Annotated in this window: 24 protein-coding genes and 1 tRNA gene; 11 read left to right on the top strand and 14 right to left on the bottom strand. The window is 60.4% G+C overall.

The features are described from left to right. Positions 1–393 (top strand): DNA adenine methylase (locus tag AC07UX_RS19830; protein WP_495193694.1); only part of this gene is annotated, 393 nt, incomplete at its 5' end. Between the two features lie 189 nt (positions 394–582). Here AC07UX_RS19830 and AC07UX_RS19825 read toward each other — a convergent pair. Both AC07UX_RS19825 and AC07UX_RS19820 read right to left on the bottom strand, forming a co-directional pair. Continuing rightward, positions 583–1,713, bottom strand: a complete 1,131-nt coding sequence (locus tag AC07UX_RS19825; protein WP_495193693.1) for a GSCFA domain-containing protein — start codon at positions 1,711–1,713, stop codon at positions 583–585. A gap of 511 nt (positions 1,714–2,224) precedes the next feature. Next, complete coding sequence (locus AC07UX_RS19820) at positions 2,225–2,497, bottom strand: hypothetical protein (protein ID WP_495193692.1); 273 nt, start codon at positions 2,495–2,497, stop codon at positions 2,225–2,227. Positions 2,498–3,000: 503 nt separating this feature from the next. Here AC07UX_RS19820 and AC07UX_RS19815 point away from each other — a divergent pair. Both AC07UX_RS19815 and AC07UX_RS19810 read left to right on the top strand, forming a co-directional pair. Then, the gene (locus AC07UX_RS19815) at positions 3,001–3,687 is read left to right on the top strand and encodes a hypothetical protein (protein ID WP_495193691.1); all 687 of its coding nucleotides are present in this window, start codon (positions 3,001–3,003) and stop codon (positions 3,685–3,687) included. 147 nt (positions 3,688–3,834) lie between these two features. After that, a tRNA-Val gene (locus AC07UX_RS19810) sits at positions 3,835–3,910 on the top strand. Between the two features lie 172 nt (positions 3,911–4,082). Here the strand turns inward: AC07UX_RS19810 and AC07UX_RS19805 are convergent. From AC07UX_RS19805 to AC07UX_RS19780, 6 genes are all read right to left on the bottom strand, one after another. Beyond that, entirely contained in the window at positions 4,083–4,250 is a 168-nt protein-coding gene (locus AC07UX_RS19805) for a hypothetical protein (RefSeq protein ID WP_495193690.1), read from the bottom strand. Positions 4,251–4,437: 187 nt separating this feature from the next. After that, positions 4,438–5,043: a hypothetical protein gene (locus AC07UX_RS19800; protein ID WP_495193689.1), complete on the bottom strand. Its 606-nt coding sequence runs from the start codon at positions 5,041–5,043 to the stop codon at positions 4,438–4,440. Between the two features lie 9 nt (positions 5,044–5,052). Further along, positions 5,053–5,232 carry a hypothetical protein gene (locus AC07UX_RS19795; RefSeq protein WP_495193688.1) on the bottom strand — a complete coding sequence of 60 codons (180 nt, stop codon included), beginning with the start codon at positions 5,230–5,232 and terminating at the stop codon, positions 5,053–5,055. A gap of 26 nt (positions 5,233–5,258) precedes the next feature. Continuing rightward, complete coding sequence (locus AC07UX_RS19790) at positions 5,259–5,867, bottom strand: hypothetical protein (protein WP_495193687.1); 609 nt, start codon at positions 5,865–5,867, stop codon at positions 5,259–5,261. A 71-nt stretch (positions 5,868–5,938) separates the two neighbouring features. Next, positions 5,939–6,076 (bottom strand): hypothetical protein, encoded by a 138-nt coding sequence (locus tag AC07UX_RS19785; protein WP_495193686.1) that lies wholly within the window; start codon positions 6,074–6,076, stop codon positions 5,939–5,941. Next, on the bottom strand, positions 6,076–6,267 hold the full coding sequence (locus tag AC07UX_RS19780; protein ID WP_495193685.1) for a hypothetical protein: 192 nt from the start codon (positions 6,265–6,267) through the stop codon (positions 6,076–6,078). The genes AC07UX_RS19785 and AC07UX_RS19780 overlap by 1 nt, the downstream gene beginning before the upstream one ends. An 860-nt stretch (positions 6,268–7,127) precedes the next feature. On the opposite strand from AC07UX_RS19780, the gene AC07UX_RS19775 reads away from it, so the two are divergent. Continuing rightward, positions 7,128–7,322 carry a hypothetical protein gene (locus AC07UX_RS19775; protein WP_495193684.1) on the top strand — a complete coding sequence of 65 codons (195 nt, stop codon included), beginning with the start codon at positions 7,128–7,130 and terminating at the stop codon, positions 7,320–7,322. Positions 7,323–7,417: 95 nt separating this feature from the next. Then, a complete protein-coding gene (locus AC07UX_RS19770; RefSeq protein ID WP_495193683.1) occupies positions 7,418–7,582 on the top strand; it encodes a hypothetical protein in 165 nt (54 codons plus the stop codon). 152 nt (positions 7,583–7,734) lie between these two features. On the opposite strand, the gene AC07UX_RS19765 is transcribed toward AC07UX_RS19770, so the two are convergent. The 3 genes from AC07UX_RS19765 to AC07UX_RS19755 all read right to left on the bottom strand — a co-directional run bounded on the left by AC07UX_RS19765 (position 7,735) and on the right by AC07UX_RS19755 (position 13,108). Next, the gene (locus AC07UX_RS19765) at positions 7,735–9,432 is read right to left on the bottom strand and encodes an alkaline phosphatase D family protein (protein WP_495193682.1); all 1,698 of its coding nucleotides are present in this window, start codon (positions 9,430–9,432) and stop codon (positions 7,735–7,737) included. Further along, positions 9,432–11,696, bottom strand: a complete 2,265-nt coding sequence (locus tag AC07UX_RS19760) for a TonB-dependent receptor (protein ID WP_495193681.1) — start codon at positions 11,694–11,696, stop codon at positions 9,432–9,434. Before AC07UX_RS19760 ends, AC07UX_RS19765 begins: the two co-directional genes overlap by 1 nt. Positions 11,697–11,896: 200 nt before the next feature. Continuing rightward, positions 11,897–13,108, bottom strand: coding sequence for a hypothetical protein (locus AC07UX_RS19755; RefSeq protein ID WP_495193680.1), 1,212 nt, complete (start codon positions 13,106–13,108; stop codon positions 11,897–11,899). A 919-nt stretch (positions 13,109–14,027) separates the two neighbouring features. On the opposite strand from AC07UX_RS19755, the gene AC07UX_RS19750 reads away from it, so the two are divergent. Further along, positions 14,028–14,429 carry a hypothetical protein gene (locus AC07UX_RS19750; protein WP_495193679.1) on the top strand — a complete coding sequence of 134 codons (402 nt, stop codon included), beginning with the start codon at positions 14,028–14,030 and terminating at the stop codon, positions 14,427–14,429. A gap of 339 nt (positions 14,430–14,768) precedes the next feature. Then, positions 14,769–15,395, top strand: coding sequence for a tyrosine-type recombinase/integrase (locus tag AC07UX_RS19745; protein WP_495193678.1), 627 nt, complete (start codon positions 14,769–14,771; stop codon positions 15,393–15,395). 134 nt (positions 15,396–15,529) lie between these two features. Here AC07UX_RS19745 and AC07UX_RS19740 read toward each other — a convergent pair whose 3' ends face one another. Next, the gene (locus AC07UX_RS19740; protein ID WP_495193677.1) at positions 15,530–16,420 is read right to left on the bottom strand and encodes a LysR family transcriptional regulator; all 891 of its coding nucleotides are present in this window, start codon (positions 16,418–16,420) and stop codon (positions 15,530–15,532) included. 104 nt (positions 16,421–16,524) lie between these two features. On the opposite strand from AC07UX_RS19740, the gene AC07UX_RS19735 reads away from it, so the two are divergent. From AC07UX_RS19735 to AC07UX_RS19725, 3 genes are read left to right on the top strand one after another with little or no spacing between them, the layout of a single operon-like run. Continuing rightward, on the top strand, positions 16,525–17,388 hold the full coding sequence (locus AC07UX_RS19735; protein ID WP_495193676.1) for an NmrA/HSCARG family protein: 864 nt from the start codon (positions 16,525–16,527) through the stop codon (positions 17,386–17,388). A 35-nt stretch (positions 17,389–17,423) separates the two neighbouring features. Further along, positions 17,424–17,897 carry an AtaL-like protein gene (locus AC07UX_RS19730; RefSeq protein ID WP_495193675.1) on the top strand — a complete coding sequence of 158 codons (474 nt, stop codon included), beginning with the start codon at positions 17,424–17,426 and terminating at the stop codon, positions 17,895–17,897. A 33-nt stretch (positions 17,898–17,930) separates the two neighbouring features. Continuing rightward, a complete protein-coding gene (locus tag AC07UX_RS19725) occupies positions 17,931–18,464 on the top strand; it encodes an SRPBCC family protein (RefSeq protein WP_495193674.1) in 534 nt (177 codons plus the stop codon). 59 nt (positions 18,465–18,523) lie between these two features. Here the strand turns inward: AC07UX_RS19725 and AC07UX_RS19720 are convergent, their stop codons facing one another. After that, positions 18,524–19,084 carry a TetR/AcrR family transcriptional regulator gene (locus AC07UX_RS19720; RefSeq protein ID WP_495193673.1) on the bottom strand — a complete coding sequence of 187 codons (561 nt, stop codon included), beginning with the start codon at positions 19,082–19,084 and terminating at the stop codon, positions 18,524–18,526. A gap of 70 nt (positions 19,085–19,154) precedes the next feature. Here AC07UX_RS19720 and AC07UX_RS19715 point away from each other — a divergent pair, with 70 nt between their 5' ends. Continuing rightward, positions 19,155–19,901: an SDR family NAD(P)-dependent oxidoreductase gene (locus tag AC07UX_RS19715; protein WP_495193672.1), complete on the top strand. Its 747-nt coding sequence runs from the start codon at positions 19,155–19,157 to the stop codon at positions 19,899–19,901. A 331-nt stretch (positions 19,902–20,232) separates the two neighbouring features. On the opposite strand, the gene AC07UX_RS19710 is transcribed toward AC07UX_RS19715, so the two are convergent. After that, complete coding sequence (locus tag AC07UX_RS19710) at positions 20,233–20,511, bottom strand: hypothetical protein (RefSeq protein WP_495193671.1); 279 nt, start codon at positions 20,509–20,511, stop codon at positions 20,233–20,235. Position 20,512: the final 1 nt, after the last annotated feature.

Below are 20,512 nucleotides of genomic sequence, written 5' to 3'. Positions count from 1 at the left end.
ACCACCTCACTGCAACGGCTCGCTTTTGGCGGTAAGGTGGCAGGCCGGGGGTTCGGCGTCGATCGGCAGGCCGGGACGCGTTTCAACGTTGCAAAGCTGGAACCGATGCTGGCGGAAATACATGAACGATTAGCGGGCGTCGTTATCGAGCAGCTGGGTTATGCCGAATTCATCCGGCGCTATGACAGGCCATGCGCGCTTTTCTATCTCGACCCGCCCTATTGGGGGTGCGAGCGGGACTATGGTCAGGATGTCTTTTCGCGTGACGACTTCGCCCATCTGGCCGACCAGTTGGCGGGCATCAGCGGCAAGTTTTTGCTGACCATCAATTCCACACCGGGCGCGCGCGCGACCTTCGCTGCTTTCCATGTCGCCGAGGTGCCGACGACATAGACAGCGGGGGCAGGCAATCCGAAGGCGGTGAGCGAACTGATCGTGAGCAACTTCCTCTTACCTAGCTGATAGCGACTGACATTGTCGCATGCCAAAGGCGGTCCGCACCACGCGGGCCGCCTCTGAAAATCATTACGAGCCAGACAAACAGATGCTGCAGGCAAATTAAATTTGTATAGACCGGCGATCTTATACAGCGCCTGCGGCAATCATGAGGTCGGTCGGCCCACCCGTCGGCGTGAGCAGCCGCCGTTCCGCCTGTCCATGATGAATCCAGTGCTCGTAGCCGGATTCCACGATGCCGCTGCGAACGGCCTCTTCGACATCAGGGTTTGCCGCTAGATAGCCGATCTCTGTGAAGGCGGGTGGGTCGCCCTGGACACCGACATAGCTTGCAAGAAACATTTTCATTATTCTGCCAACGACTGAATCTGCTACGTGAAGGCAATCAACGCCGTAAGCAATACTCCTCGGAGCTAAGGTTACGATATCATAACTTGGGAAATAATCGACGTTATCGTGAGCTTGCGCAAATTGCTCGGCAGCTACGCGTAGCACGCTTTTTGATCGTGTATTAGCAATTGCAACATCTACGCCAGTAAAAGTTGCTGCCATCGGTACAGGTGACACTGTGACGATCATTTTCGCTTCTGGATTTAGCACCCTTAGCGTAGCCCTAATACGCTCTAGTTCTTCCAGATTTTGCACGACGTCCGTTACTACCAGAGAATAGCGCCCGTCGTCGCGTCTGGTAGAAGCGTAGGATGGAGCGCTATTCAGATAGCAACCAGAGCGATTGTCGAACCAAACCTCATTTAATCCAAGAGTGATTATAACTACGGATGCCTGTGCCACACGTGAGAAGTACGAATCGATAAGGTAATGACGTCTTTCGATAGCACGCTCCAGCGTAACGAGGGGTATTCCGGGACCGAGCTGCAAATCCTGCCAGCTAGATCCTATCTCTTCGAACAGGCGTTCATCGACGATCGGCTTCTCTAGAACCCAACGTAGCTCATTGAAGACAGACATGCTGGTGAACTTGTTGACCATCCCGTTGGGCCGAGCAGGAGCCTCGCTTTTTGGCGCGATCAGTCGCTTCGAGAGAACTTTGCGTCCCCTGTAAATCAAATGCTCCTCGATATTTCTTGCGAAGCATGACCCGATACAAAAGAATGTACTGTCATCGTCGATTAGAAATTTCGGCTCATGATGGATGCTCAAGGGCGCACTATTAAATCGCTCAATATCTTTATCCCATTGCGAAAAGCGATTTTTCGCGACATTGGCCCAGGCATCCTTACCTTCGATCGTCCGCATCTCATCCCTCACGCAATCGACATGCCTCCATGGCTAATAGGCAATTGCGCCTGTAGCAACAGGTTCAAGCGCGGTAGCCCGAGTTCATATTCTATGCTTTGCGCGCCCGCATCGCTCTGATGCTCTCGGATCGAAGAAATCGGGACATCACCCCTGAAAACTCGCTTTTCCCCCCGCCTCGCCCGCGCGCTTTTTATGTCCCTTTTGATGCACTATCGAAAACATCCAAAGAGTCGTCGTACACGACACCGGTCAACGATTATCTAGTGACGTGCGCTGATGCGTTTTGATGCGGTCGGGCGGTTAAAAGGCCGCAGTTGCAAGCCATGCTGCTAGAGCCCCGTCAATCCACTCATCATCGGCCAAACTGAAACTTGAGGCGCTGATCGTTCGATGCGATAGGCTGGCGTCCATTAACGTTATATATGCTTCCACCGTGTCGTTGGAGGGTGTGACGTAATCTGAAGCGGCAGCAAACCGGTCTTAAAAGTATCGCTAGCAGCTGAGTAGCCTAAACTTTGAGGGACAAAAATATCGCCGTTCCTCGACCGCCTTCACCGACTTTGGTAATTGTGATCTTACCATTCAAGCGTGCATTAAGCCTCGTGACCCTGCTACTAACATTATCAAAGAAAACTTTCGTCTTTTCCGCGTTCACAATGTCAAGAGTGCGATTGGCCTTTTCTTTTGCGCGTCGAGCGACGTCCTCCGCAGACAGCAGCGCCTCATCGCTTGCAAGGCGATTTACATAGTCGTCGGTAGCGTCATCAAGTGGTTTATCCATCGGTGTCCTCCTGCTGCTCGCATAATTGAGTTCGTCAGCGCCAAATTCAACCGCCAATCAACGCTGGCAGCGGAATGAAATCGGAGAAAAGGTAATCTCGCCAATCTGTACCGATCATCCGCAAAAAAATGGCGAATTCCTGCGGTTTCTGGGATTGGCCTTACCCTATAATCTTCTGCGACCTCTGAGGGGGCAAAACTATAATCCCTTTGAAAATTAAAGACTTTTCTGGGCCGGAAAATCACTCCTAGAAGGTATAATCTGGTTATAGAAAGATTATAGGTAATGTTACTCGTAACCTGTTGAATTTTCATGGAAGTTATACAGATTGCTTTTTCCCGCTCCCTCCCGACTTACTAAGTAGCCCTGCCGCCTATATAGGAATAAAGGATAGATGGCCGTCGCAATGCTACTGTGCCAGCGCGTATCGTTCCACCTTCGCTGCCATGTAAGCCAAGGAGGTTCGGTACGCGCGGCCATGTAGAGGTGGCTTAAGGGGGCGCATGCTGACGTTGTCGACTGCCGCAAAGCAGTCACTGAGCGATCTACTGTTATGGATTACGGCGATTGCAGGAGGCATTGCAGTGGTGACAGGCTACCTGTCATCGTTTCTGTCGAGCCAAGCATCGGATGAAAAGGAAGCGATATCAATCAGGCGGATCGCCGACGCGGACACTCGCGGTAAGGACGCACTTGCGCGGGTGGCTGAAGCGGACGCAGGCCTAGCAAAGGCACACGCCGCAATTGCTGAGCAGCAGGCGCGGGCGGCCCAATTTGAAAGAGAGGCCGAAGAAGCGAAGTTGAGCGCTGAACGGCTGCGTCAGGCGATAGCATGGCGCGAACTTCCGAAGGCCTCGCAAGCGATAGTCATCAACCAAGCTTCAAAAATCCCCCAGTCCCTCAACTTGCGCTATACAGATGGTGACCCGGAAGCGCTGGCACTCGCACTTCAATTTGCGAAGGCGTTTGATCAGGCCGGGTGGCGGGTTGGCATGGGTGCCGAAAAGCTGCCGAACATGTTGGCAATGGGCGTCATTGTAGATGCTCAGCACCCGGCGAAAGCGGTGATTTCATCGATTTTGAAGGAAAGCCACATCCCCTTCAAGGAAGCACCCCTCCCCGGAGGGCTTGGCTTCAATATCACAATTTTAGACGGCCCTACTCTGTTCATCGGGTCGAAACCCCGGTGACGCAACGGTCAAATGGAGGCGTTTGCGGCTCCGGGACTATTCCGGGACTCTCAGGTCCATTCTGTTCCGCTTGTTGCCGCTACGTTCCGTAAACGTACCCTTGACCGAACGCCAAAATTCGGTAGAAGCGCCGGAAATCCCTGCGTGGGGCGATTAGCTCAGTTGGTAGAGCGTCTCGTTTACACCGAGAATGTCGGCGGTTCGAGTCCGTCATCGCCCACCAGTTTTGCCGATGCACTGGCACACCCTTACAGTGACATTCAGCCAACCTGATTCTGTCATTGGCTGATTTCTGCCCTTTTTTGTGACGTTGGCAATGAAAAGGCCGCCGGTTTCCCGGCGGCCCTCAAAGCGATCAATCAGAATATCGGCTCCCACGGCCTTGCCCAGGGGACTCACCACTCGGCCGGAGCAGCACTGAACTCGACGACGGTCACGCGGCCGGACAACGTCGCTCGCACGGATATGATGCGGTAGGGTCGGCCAGCGGCCACCGGATGCCGCAGAATTCGATCCAACCAAGAGCCGATCAGCCCCTTGCGCTCGAACAGGCCGTCGATCACGGCACGACTATCCGACCTCCGGAATCGGACGTGTGAACCGCCAGCGCGCCAAAGCGCATCACCATGTGCGCCGACCGGTCGGCAATGCGCAGAGCGAGGTGGTCCATCACGATACTTGCCGATCCGCTGCCCGACTGCCCGTCATGCTCTGGATCGCGAGAAGTCCCGCGGTTCGATTGCCCGCGAATCACGGTACCGATCTCAGGCCTGTCCGGCCAGTCTGCGGCGGGCCGCAACCGCCACATCGCAAAATCGAGGCGAGCATGTCGATGACGCGCAGATCGATCTGCTCCCAGCTGGCGCCTCGAAGATCGATGCGCCGCAGCCGATAGGCAAGACCATCCGGGACGGCTTCCGTATCGCGCGACTGTACGATCCATGTCACGGCGCCGTAGTCGATGACCGTGGCGATGGACGCGTCAGGGACGGCCACATTCGACGATGCGTCCACCAGGCGCGACACGACCTCGATCATGTCGTCGCTGGCCTTCTCGATCCCTGTGAGCGACACGACCGGGTTGGCGCAGCCGCTGGCCACCATCGCGCTCATGATCGGGAGCGGAAGCGCCACGTCCGGCCGGGCATGGTGGCCGACGAACATGTCCGTGGACGCGTCGAAGGTGATGTGCGGCACGCCGGCGGCGCGGGCGAGCCGGCGTGCGACATGGGTTCGTCCTGCGCCGCTCTCCCCGCCTAGCAGCACGGCCGGCATCGTGAACCAGTTGCGGCCGCGGATCCGCTGCTCCGCGCAGGCGTCAGAGACGGACCGCATGAACTCGGGCTCCCAGTCCAAGTCCAGATCCTACATGATGCCGGTCGACCCGAGGCGATCGCCGCCTCGCAAGTCGAGCGTAACATCGGTACCGAGCGGGACCGGCCGGCTGGAGAAGCTCCGGGCGAAGATTAGGGAAGGATTGACGCGGGGCGCGGTGAGGGCATGATCGATCTCCGTGTCGACCGGCACGAGCGCGCTGCCGCTCATTCACCCATCCAGAACCTGAGGGGCCGTCACCCGCGATCGGCTTCTCCCGGCGCCTTCACTTCCTTTTCGGTGGCACGCATCCCGTCGAGGATGTGGCGTTCGAGCGCGTGCTGGCCGAGTTCGTGGAACATCCGCTCCATTTCGGCGAAACGATGCTTGTTATATGCGAGCCAGTCGGAGACCCGGTCGCACTCCCACTTCTCGTCGAACTTCATGATAAAGAACGGGGTGCAATCGTTGCCCCGCTCGAGCCCGAGATAGGGGCGCTTGCCGGACGGCGTGAAGAGATAGAGGTCGATCGTCTGCGCAAGACGCCGCTCCTGCTTCCCGCGCTCGCGCTCGACCACCATCCGCTCCCGATCCTCCGCGATGGCGCCTGCAAGGATGAGCGAATGGACCGCGTCCGCGCCGAGACGGAGGGCGATCCGACCCCAGAGCTCCCAGCTCTCCGGCTTCGAGCGGATCCATGTGTAGAGGTGGGCCGCAGCCTTCTGGGTGTCGAAGCACACCTGCCAGACGACGGGATGGACACCGTCTTCGAGCCGGCGAAGGATCTGGACGGTGCGGAGGCCGACGTCGTCGGTCCCGCCCATCGTCGGAATGTACCGGCTGGAGCCGGCAAGCAAGCTGGTCATGAGCGATCTACTGCTGTTCGGGAAAAAGGGGGTGCAGCGCGATGGTGGTCCGCGGCAGCGCAGGCAGCGGCTCACGATGGGCGGCCGTGCGTGCCCAGCATCTCCGACAAGACGGTGCGCCCGTTCCGGTCGCGGTGACGCAGCATCTGGATGATCGCAGCGACGGCAGCGCCCGGGCGGTGTCGATCATGATGGTAGCCGGCCTGCATCAGCAGATAGCGCAGGACATGGCCATCGATGCCACGCGCCTCCCTGTCTTCACCTCGAGGACCACCGCCGTGCCGGCCGCAGGACCTTCACCTTCGTCAGTCCAGCCGGTATCGAGGTCGAGCGGGCGGACGAGATGACAGCCGTCATTCTTCGTGGCGGCCTGACAGCCGCACGTGCTTCGCGTGTTCATGATGTCTGAATCCTGTCAGATGCCGAGGAGACGGCGCTTCAAGAAAAGCGGGCCGCCGGCCCACTCCTTCACCATGTGGCAGCCGGTCGAGGCCTGGCTGCTCCTTCGCGGTGGAACAATGCCGACCGCGGATGCTCCGTGAGCATTTGCTGGTCCGTCCGCGATGGGACGGGACAGAATCCTACTGCCTGCATACGTCTTCGGATTCGACAAGTGGGGCGCGGTGTGTGACGCGACGATCGACATGGAGACCGTCCGCTCGCTGCTGTCGAGTAAAGGGTCTCGACGAGCAGATGTCGCCCAAATCCAAGTAGACTGCGGAGTGACAGGCGCCCGGGGATGGAAGAGGATGTGTGGTCGTACCTGCCTACAGGCAGGCTTGACATCGACGTCACATTGATTCACGGTTTGTTCACCGGCTGAAGGTACAAGTCGACCCCCCAATGAGCCGGAAATCGGCCATACTGACCGTAAGTCTGCCGACGTGCCGCCATTGCGGCCGCCACTGGCGTCCTGCGCAAGGCGTCGTGGCCGACGCGGCATATTGCGGCAAGTGCCGGTCCGATCGGCAGGCGGGAATCAGCAGCCAGCTCGGACTGACGCCGATCAGCACCGCCGACGCTATCGGCGGATATCTTCTCCCCCAACGTCTTCGAAGCCGTTAGGCGAAATAGTCCTCGAGCCCCTTCAGAGCGACGCTGCGGCTCACGATGCCGCCCGAGCCGTCGAGACGCTTCCTGTGAACCTTAGCGACCGGCTCGCTCCAAGCCTCCCACTCGTGGCGGCGCGGCGAATGCCGCTTCCATTCGACGACAAGCCGGCGCGTGCCCTTCCCCTGCTCCCACCGGACGAACTCGGCCGTGACTGACGTCCCCAATGTGGGTGTCGTGGGCAGGGTCGCCAGCGTTGGCCGGCGGGAGGACGTCGCCAGCGTCTATCAGGTCGCCCGCGCGGACGTGGTGCGCAACTCCATGGCGCCCGATCGTCGCGGTCCGGCTGAGCGCGCGCTAGGCCGGACACCGCGCGACATCTACATCCCCGATCTGCGGCTATGATCGGGCATCATCCCTGGGCAGCCGACCGAAGGCATCAAGATCAGGCCGCGTGACTTCCGCTAGTGGGGCATTGCTGCTATCTCCTGCTTCGCGCAATGTTGGCGCAACATGTCGGTGTGAGAGCGGCGCAGACCGGGGAAGGACTCGCAGCCACCCATTACGCACTGTTCAATTTCGCCACGAAGGTCGCGGCGGCCATTGGTGTTGCGCTGGCATGGGCGCCGTTGCCGGGTATGGCTTCCTACCTGACCACCCCGTAAGCCTAGCCGGGCGACGGGTGATCACACTGACTTATGCGTTGCCGTCCTGCTTTGCGGCGATGGTGGGCCTTGCCATCCTCATGTTCCACCAAGGTCGAAAAACTGCTGCCCGCCCGGCCTAAGTCCGGCACAAGCGGGCAGCAGCGTCGCCGTTAGCCCGCCATGGTCCAGCCACTGAGATGACCGTCGCTGATCCGGGCATGGGCAGTGCGGGATATCTCCGTCCGTCCCACGGCCTCTCGAGGGTTTACGACACGCACGAAAACGGCATCGACGCTGTCGGCCGTCAAGGTGACGGCGACGAAACCGATGGCATGCGTATCGCACCAAAGCACGTCACGATTATCCCGCGCGAACGCTTCGTTCACGGGGCCGTCCGGCAACATCAGTTCACCGATAGACGGCCCCGTAATGGTCGACGCAGACACTTCCAGTCCCAGCCGGCGATCCCCCTTATGGAGCTCGTTGATCCACGCCATATGGCTGTCACCTGACAGGACCAGCATGTTGGCACCGCTCTGTTCGATGATGTCGTAAACGCGCGCACGCTCGGCCGGATAGCCGTCCCAACTGTCTAGGTTCAACATCGGCAGGCCATAGCGCGTCATGGCGTAGAATGGCGCCATGGCCGCCGGCCCGTTGCCCAGCTTGGTCAGGTCCGGATAGACATAGCTCGACAAGATGGTGGCGCTGCCCAGCAGGAACCAGGGGCGACCCGATGCTGTGTGTGCATGGGCTTCCTGTCGCAACCAGTCCATCTGCCGTGTCCCGATCATTTGGCGCGCGGGATCGGCCAGCTTTGCGCGGAAGGCCGCGATGTCCGGTTCCAGTCGATAGCCCTGGGGCAGGTTTCGGCGGTCAAGCGCCGGATCGTTCACGACCTTGGGCGCGGCGGGATCGCGTCCATCGATCACATGATAGGTCATGTCTTCAGTCAGTGTCAGTTGACGGTCCCGCGCCTGCAACCGGGTTTCGGGCAGCACCAGCGTGGCCAGATCGCCCAGAAGGAAGCTGCGCTCGATGGCATAGGGATGGCCTGGCGCCGGATCGCGGATCGGCATCCAATCCAGATAGGCGCTGATGGCTGCCTCCTTGCGCGCCTCCCAGTCGCCATTCTTGGCCGGGTCATGATGCTGTGCGCCATGGACCCAGTCGTCATTGGCGATCTCATGATCGTCCCACATGCAGATCCAGGGTGCGCGGGCATGGGCGTCCTGTAGCGCGGGATCGCGGCGCGCCTGGGCGTAGCGGGCGCGATAGTCGGCCAGATTGACCGTATCATGTGCCGGCTCGATCGCGCGGATATCATGCAGGCCGGGGAAGGAATTGGCCCCATATTCATAGATATAGTCCCCTACGAACAGGACCAGGTCCAATTTCAGACGATCAGCGATCGCGCGATAGCCGTGAAATTCGCCAAACATGTACATGTTGCAACAGGTCAGGACGATGTCGAGCCGGTCGAGCGCACCGATCTCGAGCGTGCGCGTCATGCCGGCAGGCGAGCGCTGACCCGCCGCCTCGAACCGATAATGATAGGTGTGGCCCGGCTTCAGGCCGGATGCCACGACCTTCACGCAATGATCACGGGCCGCCGATGCCACGAACGGGCCATGCGCGACCGTTCGTAAAAAGTCAGCGTCTTCTGCAATGATCCATCTGCCGGAGAGCGGTGCCGCATCTGGCGTAGTGATGCGAGTCCACAGCAATATGCTGTCCGCGGCGGGATCGCCACTGGCGACCCCGTGCTGAAAGAGTGGCGCTGTACGTGCGTGCGCCGTGCCGGCGACGAGCAGCAGGCTGCCCATCGCCGATCCGGTCAGTAGCATGCGCCGATTGAGCGCGGCCATCAGAAACGCATACCCGCAGACACGCCCCAAGTGCGCGGCGGTGCGCTCAACTGCGTCTTGCTGCTCGCCGACGCGCCACCCAGGCCAAAGGCATAATAGGCATCGGTCAGGTTCCGCACGAAACCGGCGATCGTATAGCGCTTATCGATCTCGAACCCGATTCGAGCATTGACGAGCGTGTAATCACCGATGCTCTGATAGTTATCCAGTTCGGTGTAATATTTGCTGACATAGCGCGCATCCACCTGCGGCGTGATGGTCAGCCGGTCGGAAACCTGGAAGTCATAGCTGATCGAGCCGTTCAGCGTCATCTTCGGCGCCTGCGGCAGTTCATTGCCGAGACGACGTGCGACCTCGGCCGCACTGGCGGATTCGATGTCGAGAATCTTTGTCGACAACAAGGCGACGCCGACATTGATCGTCATGGGCTTGACCGGATGGGCGGTAATCGACGCTTCGCCGCCGAACGAACGCGCCTTGCCGACGTTGGTCCGCACGCTGGTGAAGGCACCTGACGTGCCATATTGTTTCGACGTACTCGCCTGGATGTTCGAGAAGTCGTAGTAGAAACCGGCAACTTCGATCTGGACCGGTCCACCGCGCGGCATAAACTTGATACCGCCCTCATAGGCCCATACGGTTTCCGGCTTGAACGCTTCGGCTTCCGGGGCGGACCAGATCGTCGTGCCATCGAAGCCACCGGCACGAAAACCGCGGCCGAACGATCCATAGATGCGGGTGCTGTCACTGACTTCATATGTCAGCGAGGCGCGGCCCAATGGGCTGGACTTGACCATGCGATTGTCGAAATTCACGTCGAGGCCCGGAAACACGAGCTTGCCGATCGAAAGACCATAGGGGTCGAGATCACGAGTATAACCCTGGAAGGTCGCTTCCTCTCGCGTGTAACGCATGCCGAGGTCGGCACGCAGGCGAGGCAGGACCAGAAAGTCCACGTCCGCGAAGCCGGCCAGGCTGTTCCGGTTCTGGATATAGTTCGCTGCGAATTTGGTGCGGAAGGTGTCCGACCCGTCCAGGTCGCTGTAGAGGTCGATCTTGTCCCGGAAATAGGCGGCGCCGACGGTCCAGTTGAAATTGCCGGCCGTCTTGTTCTGAAGGCGGGCCTCGACCGATCCCTGCTGCAGCTTGTCCCGGTAAAGGATATCATATGTGCGCTGGGGCGTGCCGTCGTCCCAGTCGTAATCGTTCTTCATCCATTCGTAGCCGCCCAGCACGGTCAGCACCATGGTGTCGCCTATATCCTGCGAAAGGGTCGCAGAAGCGCCCCAATTCTTGCGGGCGCGCTTCGAATCGATATTGCCGTAAAAACTGTAGCGGGGCGTGCTGCCATCCGTTGCCTCGGCCAGCGGCTGGCCGCCCTTTTCCTGGAACCCGTGCAGGTTTAACAGCAATTCGGTGCCGGTGCCCTTGCCGATGGAGAGGAGCGCGCGGCCACCGTAGAAGGTCGAGCCCCCTACCTTGTCGCTGTAACCCGGATCGGTGACTACCGGAATGATCGGATTGGGCGTGGTGCCAGCATAGCGCCCTGCGCCCAGCCGCGTCTGATAGCCGTCGGTATGGTCGTAGAGCCCCGATACGCGAAGGGCGACATTTTGGGCGAGAGGCACGTTGACGGCAGCTTCCAAGCGGCGGCTGTCGAAGCTGGAGTAGCTCGCTTCGGCGCGGCCTTCCAGCGTGTCGCTGGGCTTGTTGGAGATGACGTTGACGGCGCCGGCTGTCGTGTTCCGGCCGTAGAGCGTGCCCTGCGGCCCCTTCAGTATCTCGACGCGCTGCACGTCGAACATCTGGCCGCCGATCAGCGCGGAGGAACCCTGGTAGATGCCATCGAAGTGCACGGCCGCGGAAGGATTGCCATTGGGGCGGAAATCATCATAACCGATGCCACGAATGGTGAAGTTCTGCACGGTACGGCCACCGACCAGGGTGTTCGACACAATCACACCCGGCGTATGCTGGGCAAGGTCGAGAAAGTCCTTCACGCCATCCTTGCGTAATTGATCGCCACTCAGCGTTAGCACGGCCGCGGGAACTTCCAGCAACGTCTGCTCCCGCTTCTGGGCCGTGACGATGATTTCATCGCCTGCATCCTCGCCAGCCTGGGCATGTGCAGGCGCGCTGGCAATCCAGGCGCCTCCCAGCATGAGCGCGGCGACAAGCGTGCGGAGGGAGTAGTGACCTGCAAGTATCTTGGTCTCGTAACGATAGTTCGACATCTGGAAGCGCCCCATATTGATGTTCGGCACTCTGGATTGTGCCGTCCTGATCCTTGATTCGCACCGCCGCTGTAACGGCAGTTCGATTCTCATGCGCCTCTAGCTGTGGATTGCGGCAGATTGGTTACATTATAAACTTCAGACCTTGTACTGATGACGCCGCCGACACAGCTGACTCAACTGGTATCCGCCTTGAATCCCGTAACGCTGGTTTGAAACGGTTGCGCTTGTTAGGCCCGGCCCGTCGCCAGACCATCATTGCCTGCCGCCATCGTCGCTGCGGCATGCACGATCAGCTTGGCAGTCGCCACCGCAGGCATCCCCGTCGCTTCGTTGAGGATCGCTCGCCCTTTGATCCATATGGCAAAGGCGCCGGCCGTATCCCGTGACAAAGCCAGCGCGGGTGGCCAGTGACTATGGCTCGCGTTGAAAATGCCGACGCCCTCGATTACGCGCAGCTGCATGACGAGGGGTTCCAGATCCTGTTCGCGCGGCACCGACAGGCTGGTCTGTCCCAGCGTGCGTGCATAGTTTACATAGAAACCGGCGGGATCATCAGGCGTCGCAGACTGCGTCGTCTGCGCCAATTGCAAGCTCCAGTCACGACTAGCATCGGGCAGAGCGGACGCGGAGGCTAGATCAAGATATCTCGGCAGGGCGTGCATCAGCGCCTTCCAGATTGCCTGATGGCGAAAGGTCGCGAAGGCGCCATAGTGATAGACTATCTGGGACGGCGGAACGCCTGCCCGCTGGGCGATCTTCTTGAGATTGATGCCCGATACCCCATGGCGGATTATTTCTTGCGCAGCAGCGTCCATCAGGTCTTGAAGTTTGCTTGGCGCCTCGGGCAGTGTAGCCGGTGCATCGGAAAAAGCACGCCGTTCTGCCCATGATCCTATCCGCCCGCGCGGGCGGATAGGATCATGCACCTGTCCGCACCCTGCGATCAGCCCGTTAATCGTCTCCTGCAACAAGATGCCATGATCGACCCTGCCCATCAGGGCGGCGGCATAGGCTTCCTCGCTCAATATATAGGCCGAGAGCAGGGGCGCGAGTGGAGCAAAGGCGCTATCGGCGAGCAGGCGCGTCCAGAAAGCTGTGCGCGTCGCATCCCATTGCCGGCAAATATCGGCTAATGGCGGGAACTGAGCGCTTTTATAGACGGCCTCCAGCCAGCTACGCGCAAAATCCTGTTTGTGGCGGGCGCGGATGTAATCGATGACTATCTGCACTAATGTTGCCCCGTCGATCGGCAAGCCGGCAAGATCAGCTGACAGGCGATCGTGAAATGCAGCATCCATGATCGCCAGAGCCTCCATGGTCGCGCGCAGCAGGCCATCCTTGCCACCGAAAAGCGCAAATACTGCGGATGTGCTCTTGCCAACCTGCGCCGTAACCCCGCGCAGGGAAAGTCCGTCGATCCCGTCCCGGGAAAGCGACATTGCGACGGCATCGTATAAGGAGGTACTCAAGGCTTCGTTCAACATTCGGGCGCACATACCGTCTTTCCAATCGAGGCAGCAACCGACGGAAGGCGCGGAAATGTTGTAAAGTTGTTTTTTCTTTTTCTGGCATCTTCATGTTGCGGGTTTAAAGAGGCTACGGCTTTATGAAAATATGCCGTTGGCGTGGTTGGCTTTGGTCAATAATCCGCCTTCGCCCGAGCGGGCTCTCGTCAGAAGAAGACATGTCTCTGCTAAGTCTAGATGTTTGATCCCATAGTTTCATGGCGCGATCCTTTCGAGGGAATGAAAGCGAGTATTAAGGGACAAGTTCGTCGCGGGAGTGACACGACCACGCACGTCGCGACCCCGATCCGCGAACGGGGGATCAACCCCAGGACTGTAGCGAAATGACGTAAGCTAACGACTATGATGCGTGTTGGCGCGTTGACACCTGAAGGAAGGAAGCCCCCCGCGCCGGTCGGCCAATTTGCTCTCATCTCGGCGGCTTTGCTCGCAAGTGTCACATTCTACAGATTGGCGGTCGAAAAGCCGGCCCACCTCGGACTCGTCGATCGCACGCTCCTTATGGAATGAAGCCCGCCTATAACCGCAGCACCAAGATACAGGCGCCCCTCGCGTTTGCGGCACTTGTGCCGGAGGAATCGGCGTGGCGGCAGACCCACCATCTCCTGTGGCTGGCTGGGTGGCCTCCTCATGATCGGCAATCTGCCATTTTACCCTCCTGATCATCTGGCCGATCGACAACCGGTTATGTCGACGCGCGCCGAAGACGCCGACACGTCTAGTGGGATGCTCATTCAGGCCGCGTCCGGCGCGTTCTCCATCAGATGGATGCTGCGATGGCGGTGCATCCAGGCGCGGGTGCTGCCTCCGCCTCGACTCCAGCCCGACGCCCTTGACGAAAGAAAACCAGCCACGTGCCCAGCGCTTCGACTGCCAGATCTGCCCGCACGGTATCAAGCGGCGCGAGGCCCCAGGCTGCAAGCAATGGGTCCGGCGCCATGCTGGGAGCGACGGCGGCCTCTCCCGCTGTCCCGGCCACAGCCGCGACGCTGTGAGCGACAGCCATGATCCAGAAACAGCGGCTACTGAAGAACTCGCCGGCTGGGCGCCCTATGGTGATCCCGATCGTCTGCTCCAGATGCTGATCGAGCGCTATGGTCAGGCGATCAAAATAGCCACCCTTATGGACAATAGTCTCAGGCGGGCGGCCCATCTACGCCGACTCCGCGTGCCTGCCGCCTTCTTGCCGGCGCTGGCCGTCTTGCTGGACGCGGTGCACCTCAGCCTGGATTGATCGCGCATTGCGCTTGCGTCGGCATCGCTGGGCCACCACAAACGCTACGACAGCCGCGCCAGCATGTCCGGTCACATGTTTACATACCATATCCGTCCTAGTAGCGGCTTCCCGAATCACTCGTTCGAGAAGCCATGGCGATGGCCTGAATGACAATGTCTGAGCGGCTGCCGACCGGCGGCTTCATGGTGCTCGATTGGCAGCTCCTGACAGACCCGGACGTTCGCGCCATCAGACGTGAACGGCAATCTCTGGTCGGCACGAGCCGCACAGCAAGTCCTGCGCATCCTCGTCGGCGAGCGTTCTGCAGATGGCCAATGTGGCCATCGGAGAACGATCATGGATATGTCTGAAGTAGAACTCATCGCCACCAAGCGCCCGGTTTGGAATGCCGGAAGGACCGTGGGTGCAAAGCGGGCCCTGAAACCGAAGCAGATTTGGGAAATCCGGTTCTACCTTAACCAGCGCCGCCGCCTGCGAGATCGTGCCCTGTTCGATCTGGCGATCGACAGCAAGCTTCGAGGCTGCGACCTCGTGCAGATGAAGATCGGCGACCTTGTCAGCGGAGGCCAGATCCGAACGCGGGCGATCGTGATGCAGCAGAAAACGCGGCGGCCCGTTCAATGCGAACTGCTGCCCGATACTCAGGCCAGCCTGCTGGCATGGCTCGAACGCCGAGGCGGCACGGTGAACGACTATGTTTTCCCCAGCCGGGTCAATGGGCATCTGAGCACACGGCAGTATGCTTGGCTCGTCGACGGATGGGTGACAAGGGTCGGTTTGATGCGAAGCGAGTATGGGACCCACTCGCTTCGGCGAACGAAGGCATCGATCATCTACAGGGCGACCGGCAATCTGCGAGCTGTCCAGATTCTTATCGGTCATAGCAAGATAGAGAATACGGTACGCTATCTCGGAATCGACATGGAAGACGCGCTTGCCCTTGCCGAAAACACCGAGATTTGAACCTTTGGCGCCCATTTCCGGAAGAGAGCCGGACACGGGCGCCTGGGACTTTTGCGCCATTCACAATCTGCCATCGAACGGCAGCTACAGTCAGAAGCTGTCCTCCGATCTTATCCTCGCGGGCACCTCGCCCGTCACCACGCAATATAGGCGGCCAGTTCCTCCGGTGTTCCCTGTGGGAAGGCTTCCTTGAGATGGTCAAGGAATGCCGAGACGCGTGAACTTAGCAAGCGGCGTGAGGGATACAGTGCCCATAGCGCAGTGCCTGGCCCTTCGATGTCGCCCCAATGCACCAGTATGCCGGTGACTAGGTCGTGGCTGACCAGCGACAGCGGGAGCCGCGCCACGCCGGCCCCCGCGCGTACCGCATCGCGCACCATCACCAGCGATGACAGTCCGAGGATAGGATCGACTTGGATGTTCGTCTTGCCCGATGCAGTTGCCAACTCCCATGTCTGCCGTTGCCCGATGGCCCCGCGCACGACTGCCGGCACCGGAGCATCGGTCAAACGATGCAAGTCCGGACTTGCCACTGCGACAAGACGATCCTGGAGGAAGGCGCGTCCGACCAACGCATCATCCGGCGCGGGGTTGACCCTGATCACCAGATCATAGGCCTCCTCGACCATGTCGACCGCCCGGTCCTCGGTCGTGACTTCCAGGCGTATCTCCGGGAATTTGACCGCGAACCCTGCCGCGATCCTGCCCATCGCGATCTGCGAAAAGAGCAATGGTGCGCTGATCCGCAGCCGTCCCCGGGGGTTATGGCCGCGCGAAGCGATGGCGGCCGCCGTTTCGTCAAGCTCGGTGAGGAGGATGGCGGTTCGTTCAAACAGCGCCCGTCCTTCCTCCGTCAACTTGAGTGCCCGCGCGCCCCGCTCGAACAGGCGCAAGTCGAGGCTAGCCTCCAATTCCGCCACGCGCCGAGACAATGTCGCCTTTGGGCGTGCAGCGGCGCGGGCCGCCTTACCGAACCCTCCGTGCCGCGCAACCAGGTTGAAATCTGCGAGCGCGAGGAGATCCATATGTTCCACCTGTGAGACGGCCTGTCCAGATATAGCGTCTATTGGCGTGCGTGTGGATCACTAAATTGGGACATGCCAACCGGCTCAACCAAGGAGTGACCACAATGACCATTCTCGTAACCGGCGCTACCGGCACTATCGGCCGCAATGTCGTCGGCCAGCTCGTCGCACGCGGCGCCGATGTCCGCGCCCTTGTCCGCGATCCCGCCAAAGCCAGCTTCCCCGCCGGCGTGACCGTCGTCCAGGGCGACCTGCTCGATGTGGACTCCTTGCGCGCCGCGATGTCGGGCGTGTCGACCTTGTTCCTGCTGAACGGCGTAGTCGCGGAGGAGTTCACCCAGGCGGTGATCGCGCTCAACATCGCCCGCGAGGTCGGGATCGAGCGGATCGTCTATTTATCGGTGATCCACAGCGACATCTACGTCAACGTGCCGCATTTCGCCGGCAAGTTCGGCGTCGAGCGGATGATCGAGGCGATGGGCCTGCACGCCACGATCCTGCGCCCCGCCTATTTCATGGACAATGAGATCACGGTGAAGGACGTGGTCACCGGCTACGGCATCTATCCCATGCCGATCGGTGACAAGGGCCTGGCGATGATCGACGCGCGCGATGTCGGCGAGGTCGCCGCGATCGAGCTGATCCGCCGCGTTGAGGCGATTGAGCCGCTGCCGACGACCTATATCAACCTGGTCGGGCCCGACACGCTGACCGGCGCGGACGCCGCCGCGATATGGTCCGACGTTCTCGGCCGCGAGATCGTCTTCCCCGGCAACGACACCGCCGGCTTCGAACAGAATTTGCGCGCCTTCATGCCCAGCTGGATGGCCTATGACATGCGCCAGATGGCCGAGCGCTTCCAGAGCGACGGCATGATCCCCGAGGCGGGCGATGTCGACCGGCTGACCGCGCTGCTCGGCCGCCCCTTGCGCACCTACCGCGATCACGTCGCGCAGATCGTCGGCTGACCCCTTTCCCACCTTTCCGAACAAGGACCATCATCATGATCTATTCGACCGCCACCGTCGCCGTGAACCCCGAAGGCGAGACGCCGCTGACCCGCGAACAGGTGTGGCAGGGGCTGGAGCGCAAGGCCCGCGACGCCCGCCTTTTCCTGCCGCCGGGCCTGTGCACCCGCTGCGACGTGACCGAGGAGAGCGCCACCCACTTCGTGCGCGAGGCGACGATCGCCGGCCAGGACCTGCGCGAGATCATCGTGCTGGAGCAACAAGCCAAGATCACCTTCTTCCAGGCAACCGGCCCACGCGAGGGCGCCATCGTCAATGAACTGTTCGAGGACGAAGCGGGCCAGCTTCAACTCAAATTCTACTGCTATCTCGGCCTGCGCGGGCAAACCCCCGGCGGCCCCAAGGAACAGGCCGAGCAGGCGCAGTTCGACAGCGACAAGGGCTACAAGGCCGCCTTGCTCTCCACGCTGAAGCGCACCCGCGAGATGCTCACAGATGGCACGCTCTGACCCCCACACCGCTACAGACGAAGGAATCTCGAGATGACGACTGCAACCCTCAACCAGTCGCTGCCGGATGCTTCAGCCCAGATACCGTCCACGGTCCGCGCCGCCGTGACGCAGCAGATCCGCGTTCCGGGACGGATCGAAGACGTGTTCGACTTCCTTGTGGCGGAGGATGTCCTGCCCAAGATCCTTACTGGCTACGGCCTTTTGCCCGGGATAGTCGCCACCTCGCAGGTGTCAGGCCCGTGGGATCAGCCGGGCTCGACGCGGACGGTGCACCTCGCGGACGGTAGCACCGTCCGGGAAGGGGTGACGCACTACCAGCGCGCGCGCTACTTCGCCTATCGCATCTGGCAGCCGAGCTTCGCGCTCAAATATCTCATGTCGGGGGCGGTCGGACAATTCTGGTTCGAGCAGCAAGGCGGCGAGGTCGAGGTGACGTGGACCTACACCTTCGCCGCGAAGAACCGGATCGCCAGATTGCCGCTGTGGCTGTTCGTGCAGGCGCAGTGGAAGGGCTATATGGCAGTCTGCATGGCCAACATCGCCCGGCATCTCGCCGCGGCTTAGCGGCTCTCACCCAGGCAATGGTTCCCGGAGAGGTCAGCCCGTGCAGGGCACCGGACGCATCACCGCACAAGCATGCCGTTGAGGAGCAGGTCCACCAGATGCGCAACGCGCGACACCGGTGCGGTTTCCTTTTCGACCGCGATTGATATCGCGCTCACCACACAGATGATGTCGTCGAAGGTCGCGTCGGCCCGAATGGTTCCTGCCTCCTGCGCGCGCCGAAGCAGTCGCTGCCCTTCCGAGGTGATTGCCATACAGCCGGGAGTGCCGTGTTGGATGACAGTCCCTAGCGAGGCGGCGAGGCTTTGATAGACGCTCGTATTGATCGCGAGCTCCTCGAGAAACTGGCGCATTGCGTCGCCGGGATCCTGATCCGTATCACGCGCGCAACTCGTCTCCGCGACCGACAAGAACCGCTCGTTGCTGGTGGCCGCCAGAAGCGATTCCCGCGTCGGGAAGCGACGATAGAGCGTGCCGATCCCGACCTTCGCGCGCTTCGCCACCTCCTCCAGCGGAATGCCGGCGCCCCGCTCCAGGAAGAGTTCCTCCGCCGCGACGAGAATGCTTTGGCGGTTCCGTTCCGCGTCAGCGCGTAGGCCTGCTTCGGTCAAACCTTTCATCCTCGACTTGCTAAGTGGAGGATTCCTCCATATTTGAAGTGGAGAATTCCTCCACTTATCGAAAGACGATATGATGACAAAGCGGTTCGAAGACAAGGTCGTAGTGATTACCGGCGGTAGTGACGGCATCGGGTTGGCATCCGCGCAGCACTTCGCTGAGGAAGGGGCGTTGGTGTACATCACTGGGCGTCGACAGGCATCGCTCGATGACGCGGTTCGCCAGATCGGTCACGGCGCGATCGGCGTACAGGGCGACGTTACGAACCTTGCCGACCTCACGACGCTCTACGAGCGCATCGAGCGTGACCACGGCAGGGTCGATGTCGTTTTCGCCAATGCCGGCATGCACGAACCCGTCCCGCTTGAAGCCATCGAGGAATCCCATTTCGATTCCACGTTCGGCCTCAACGTCAAAGCGATGGTTTTCACCGTGCAGAAGGCACTGCCGCTGATGACGCAGGGTGGAGTCATCGTCCTCAATGGCTCGATCGCGGGTTCAAAGGCGTATCCATCCCAGTCGCTCTACAATGCCAGCAAGGCAGCGGTTCGTTCTTTCGCGCGCAGTTGGACCAACGATCTGAAGGACCGGGGCATCCGCGTAAACGTAATCGCGCCAGGTGCCACGGAAACGCACCTGATCCGGGACTTCTTCGACAAGACGCCCGGCGCCGAGGAAGAAATTATCAAGGGGGTTCCGCTGGGGCGCCTTGCGCGCCTCGAAGATGTCGCCCGTGCCGTGCTGTTCCTGGCGTCGGAAGAGAGCAGTTTCGTCGCGGGCCATGAGCTCTTCGTTGATGGCGGTGTCGCGGCGGTCTGAGCCTGAACAGTTACAATAAGCGCGTGGGGACAGCGGACGTCGGCGTAAGGCGAATGACAAACTCCAGTTCGAGCGGTCATTCGCGCCGCGTTTGCTGAACGACGGGTCGGTCGGACTGCTGCCGAAAGGTCCTGGGACTTTTCCGCCTTTCGCCAGCGATGTATCGAACGGCGGGTTCTTTCAAAAGCCGACCTCCGGCGTTCGCCCGAGATGCACAGGATGACGGTTGAAGCTGGCCGGTTTCGGACCGGCGGTTTTTGGGCGCGCGGTTGGACGAAGCGGACATCCGTTCAGGAAGTTAGCGAAGCTGGAAAGACCCAGAAGACGATATTCAATCGTCCCCGAGCCTCACCGAACCGATCGTTTGTTCACTTTCCAATTTGGGCTCGGATTCGGCCGATAGTCGGCTGACATCTACTGGTACCTGATGCCCTATTAAGGACCGGGCCCGCAAGCCCAAGCGGAGCGCGTCGCGCACGAGCAATTCAAAAAAATTGGTGCCCGCCCCGGCGAGATTCAGGTCGAGCAGCATAGTGATCGCACCAATTCCACCCTCGCGTTGATATCTCAAGGTGGGTACGTGGCCGGTGAGGTGATCGGGATGACGCAAT

The sequence above is a fragment of the Sphingobium sp. GW821-FHT02B05 genome (assembly GCF_059421905.1).
This window is presented reverse-complemented; position numbering and strand designations above follow the sequence as displayed.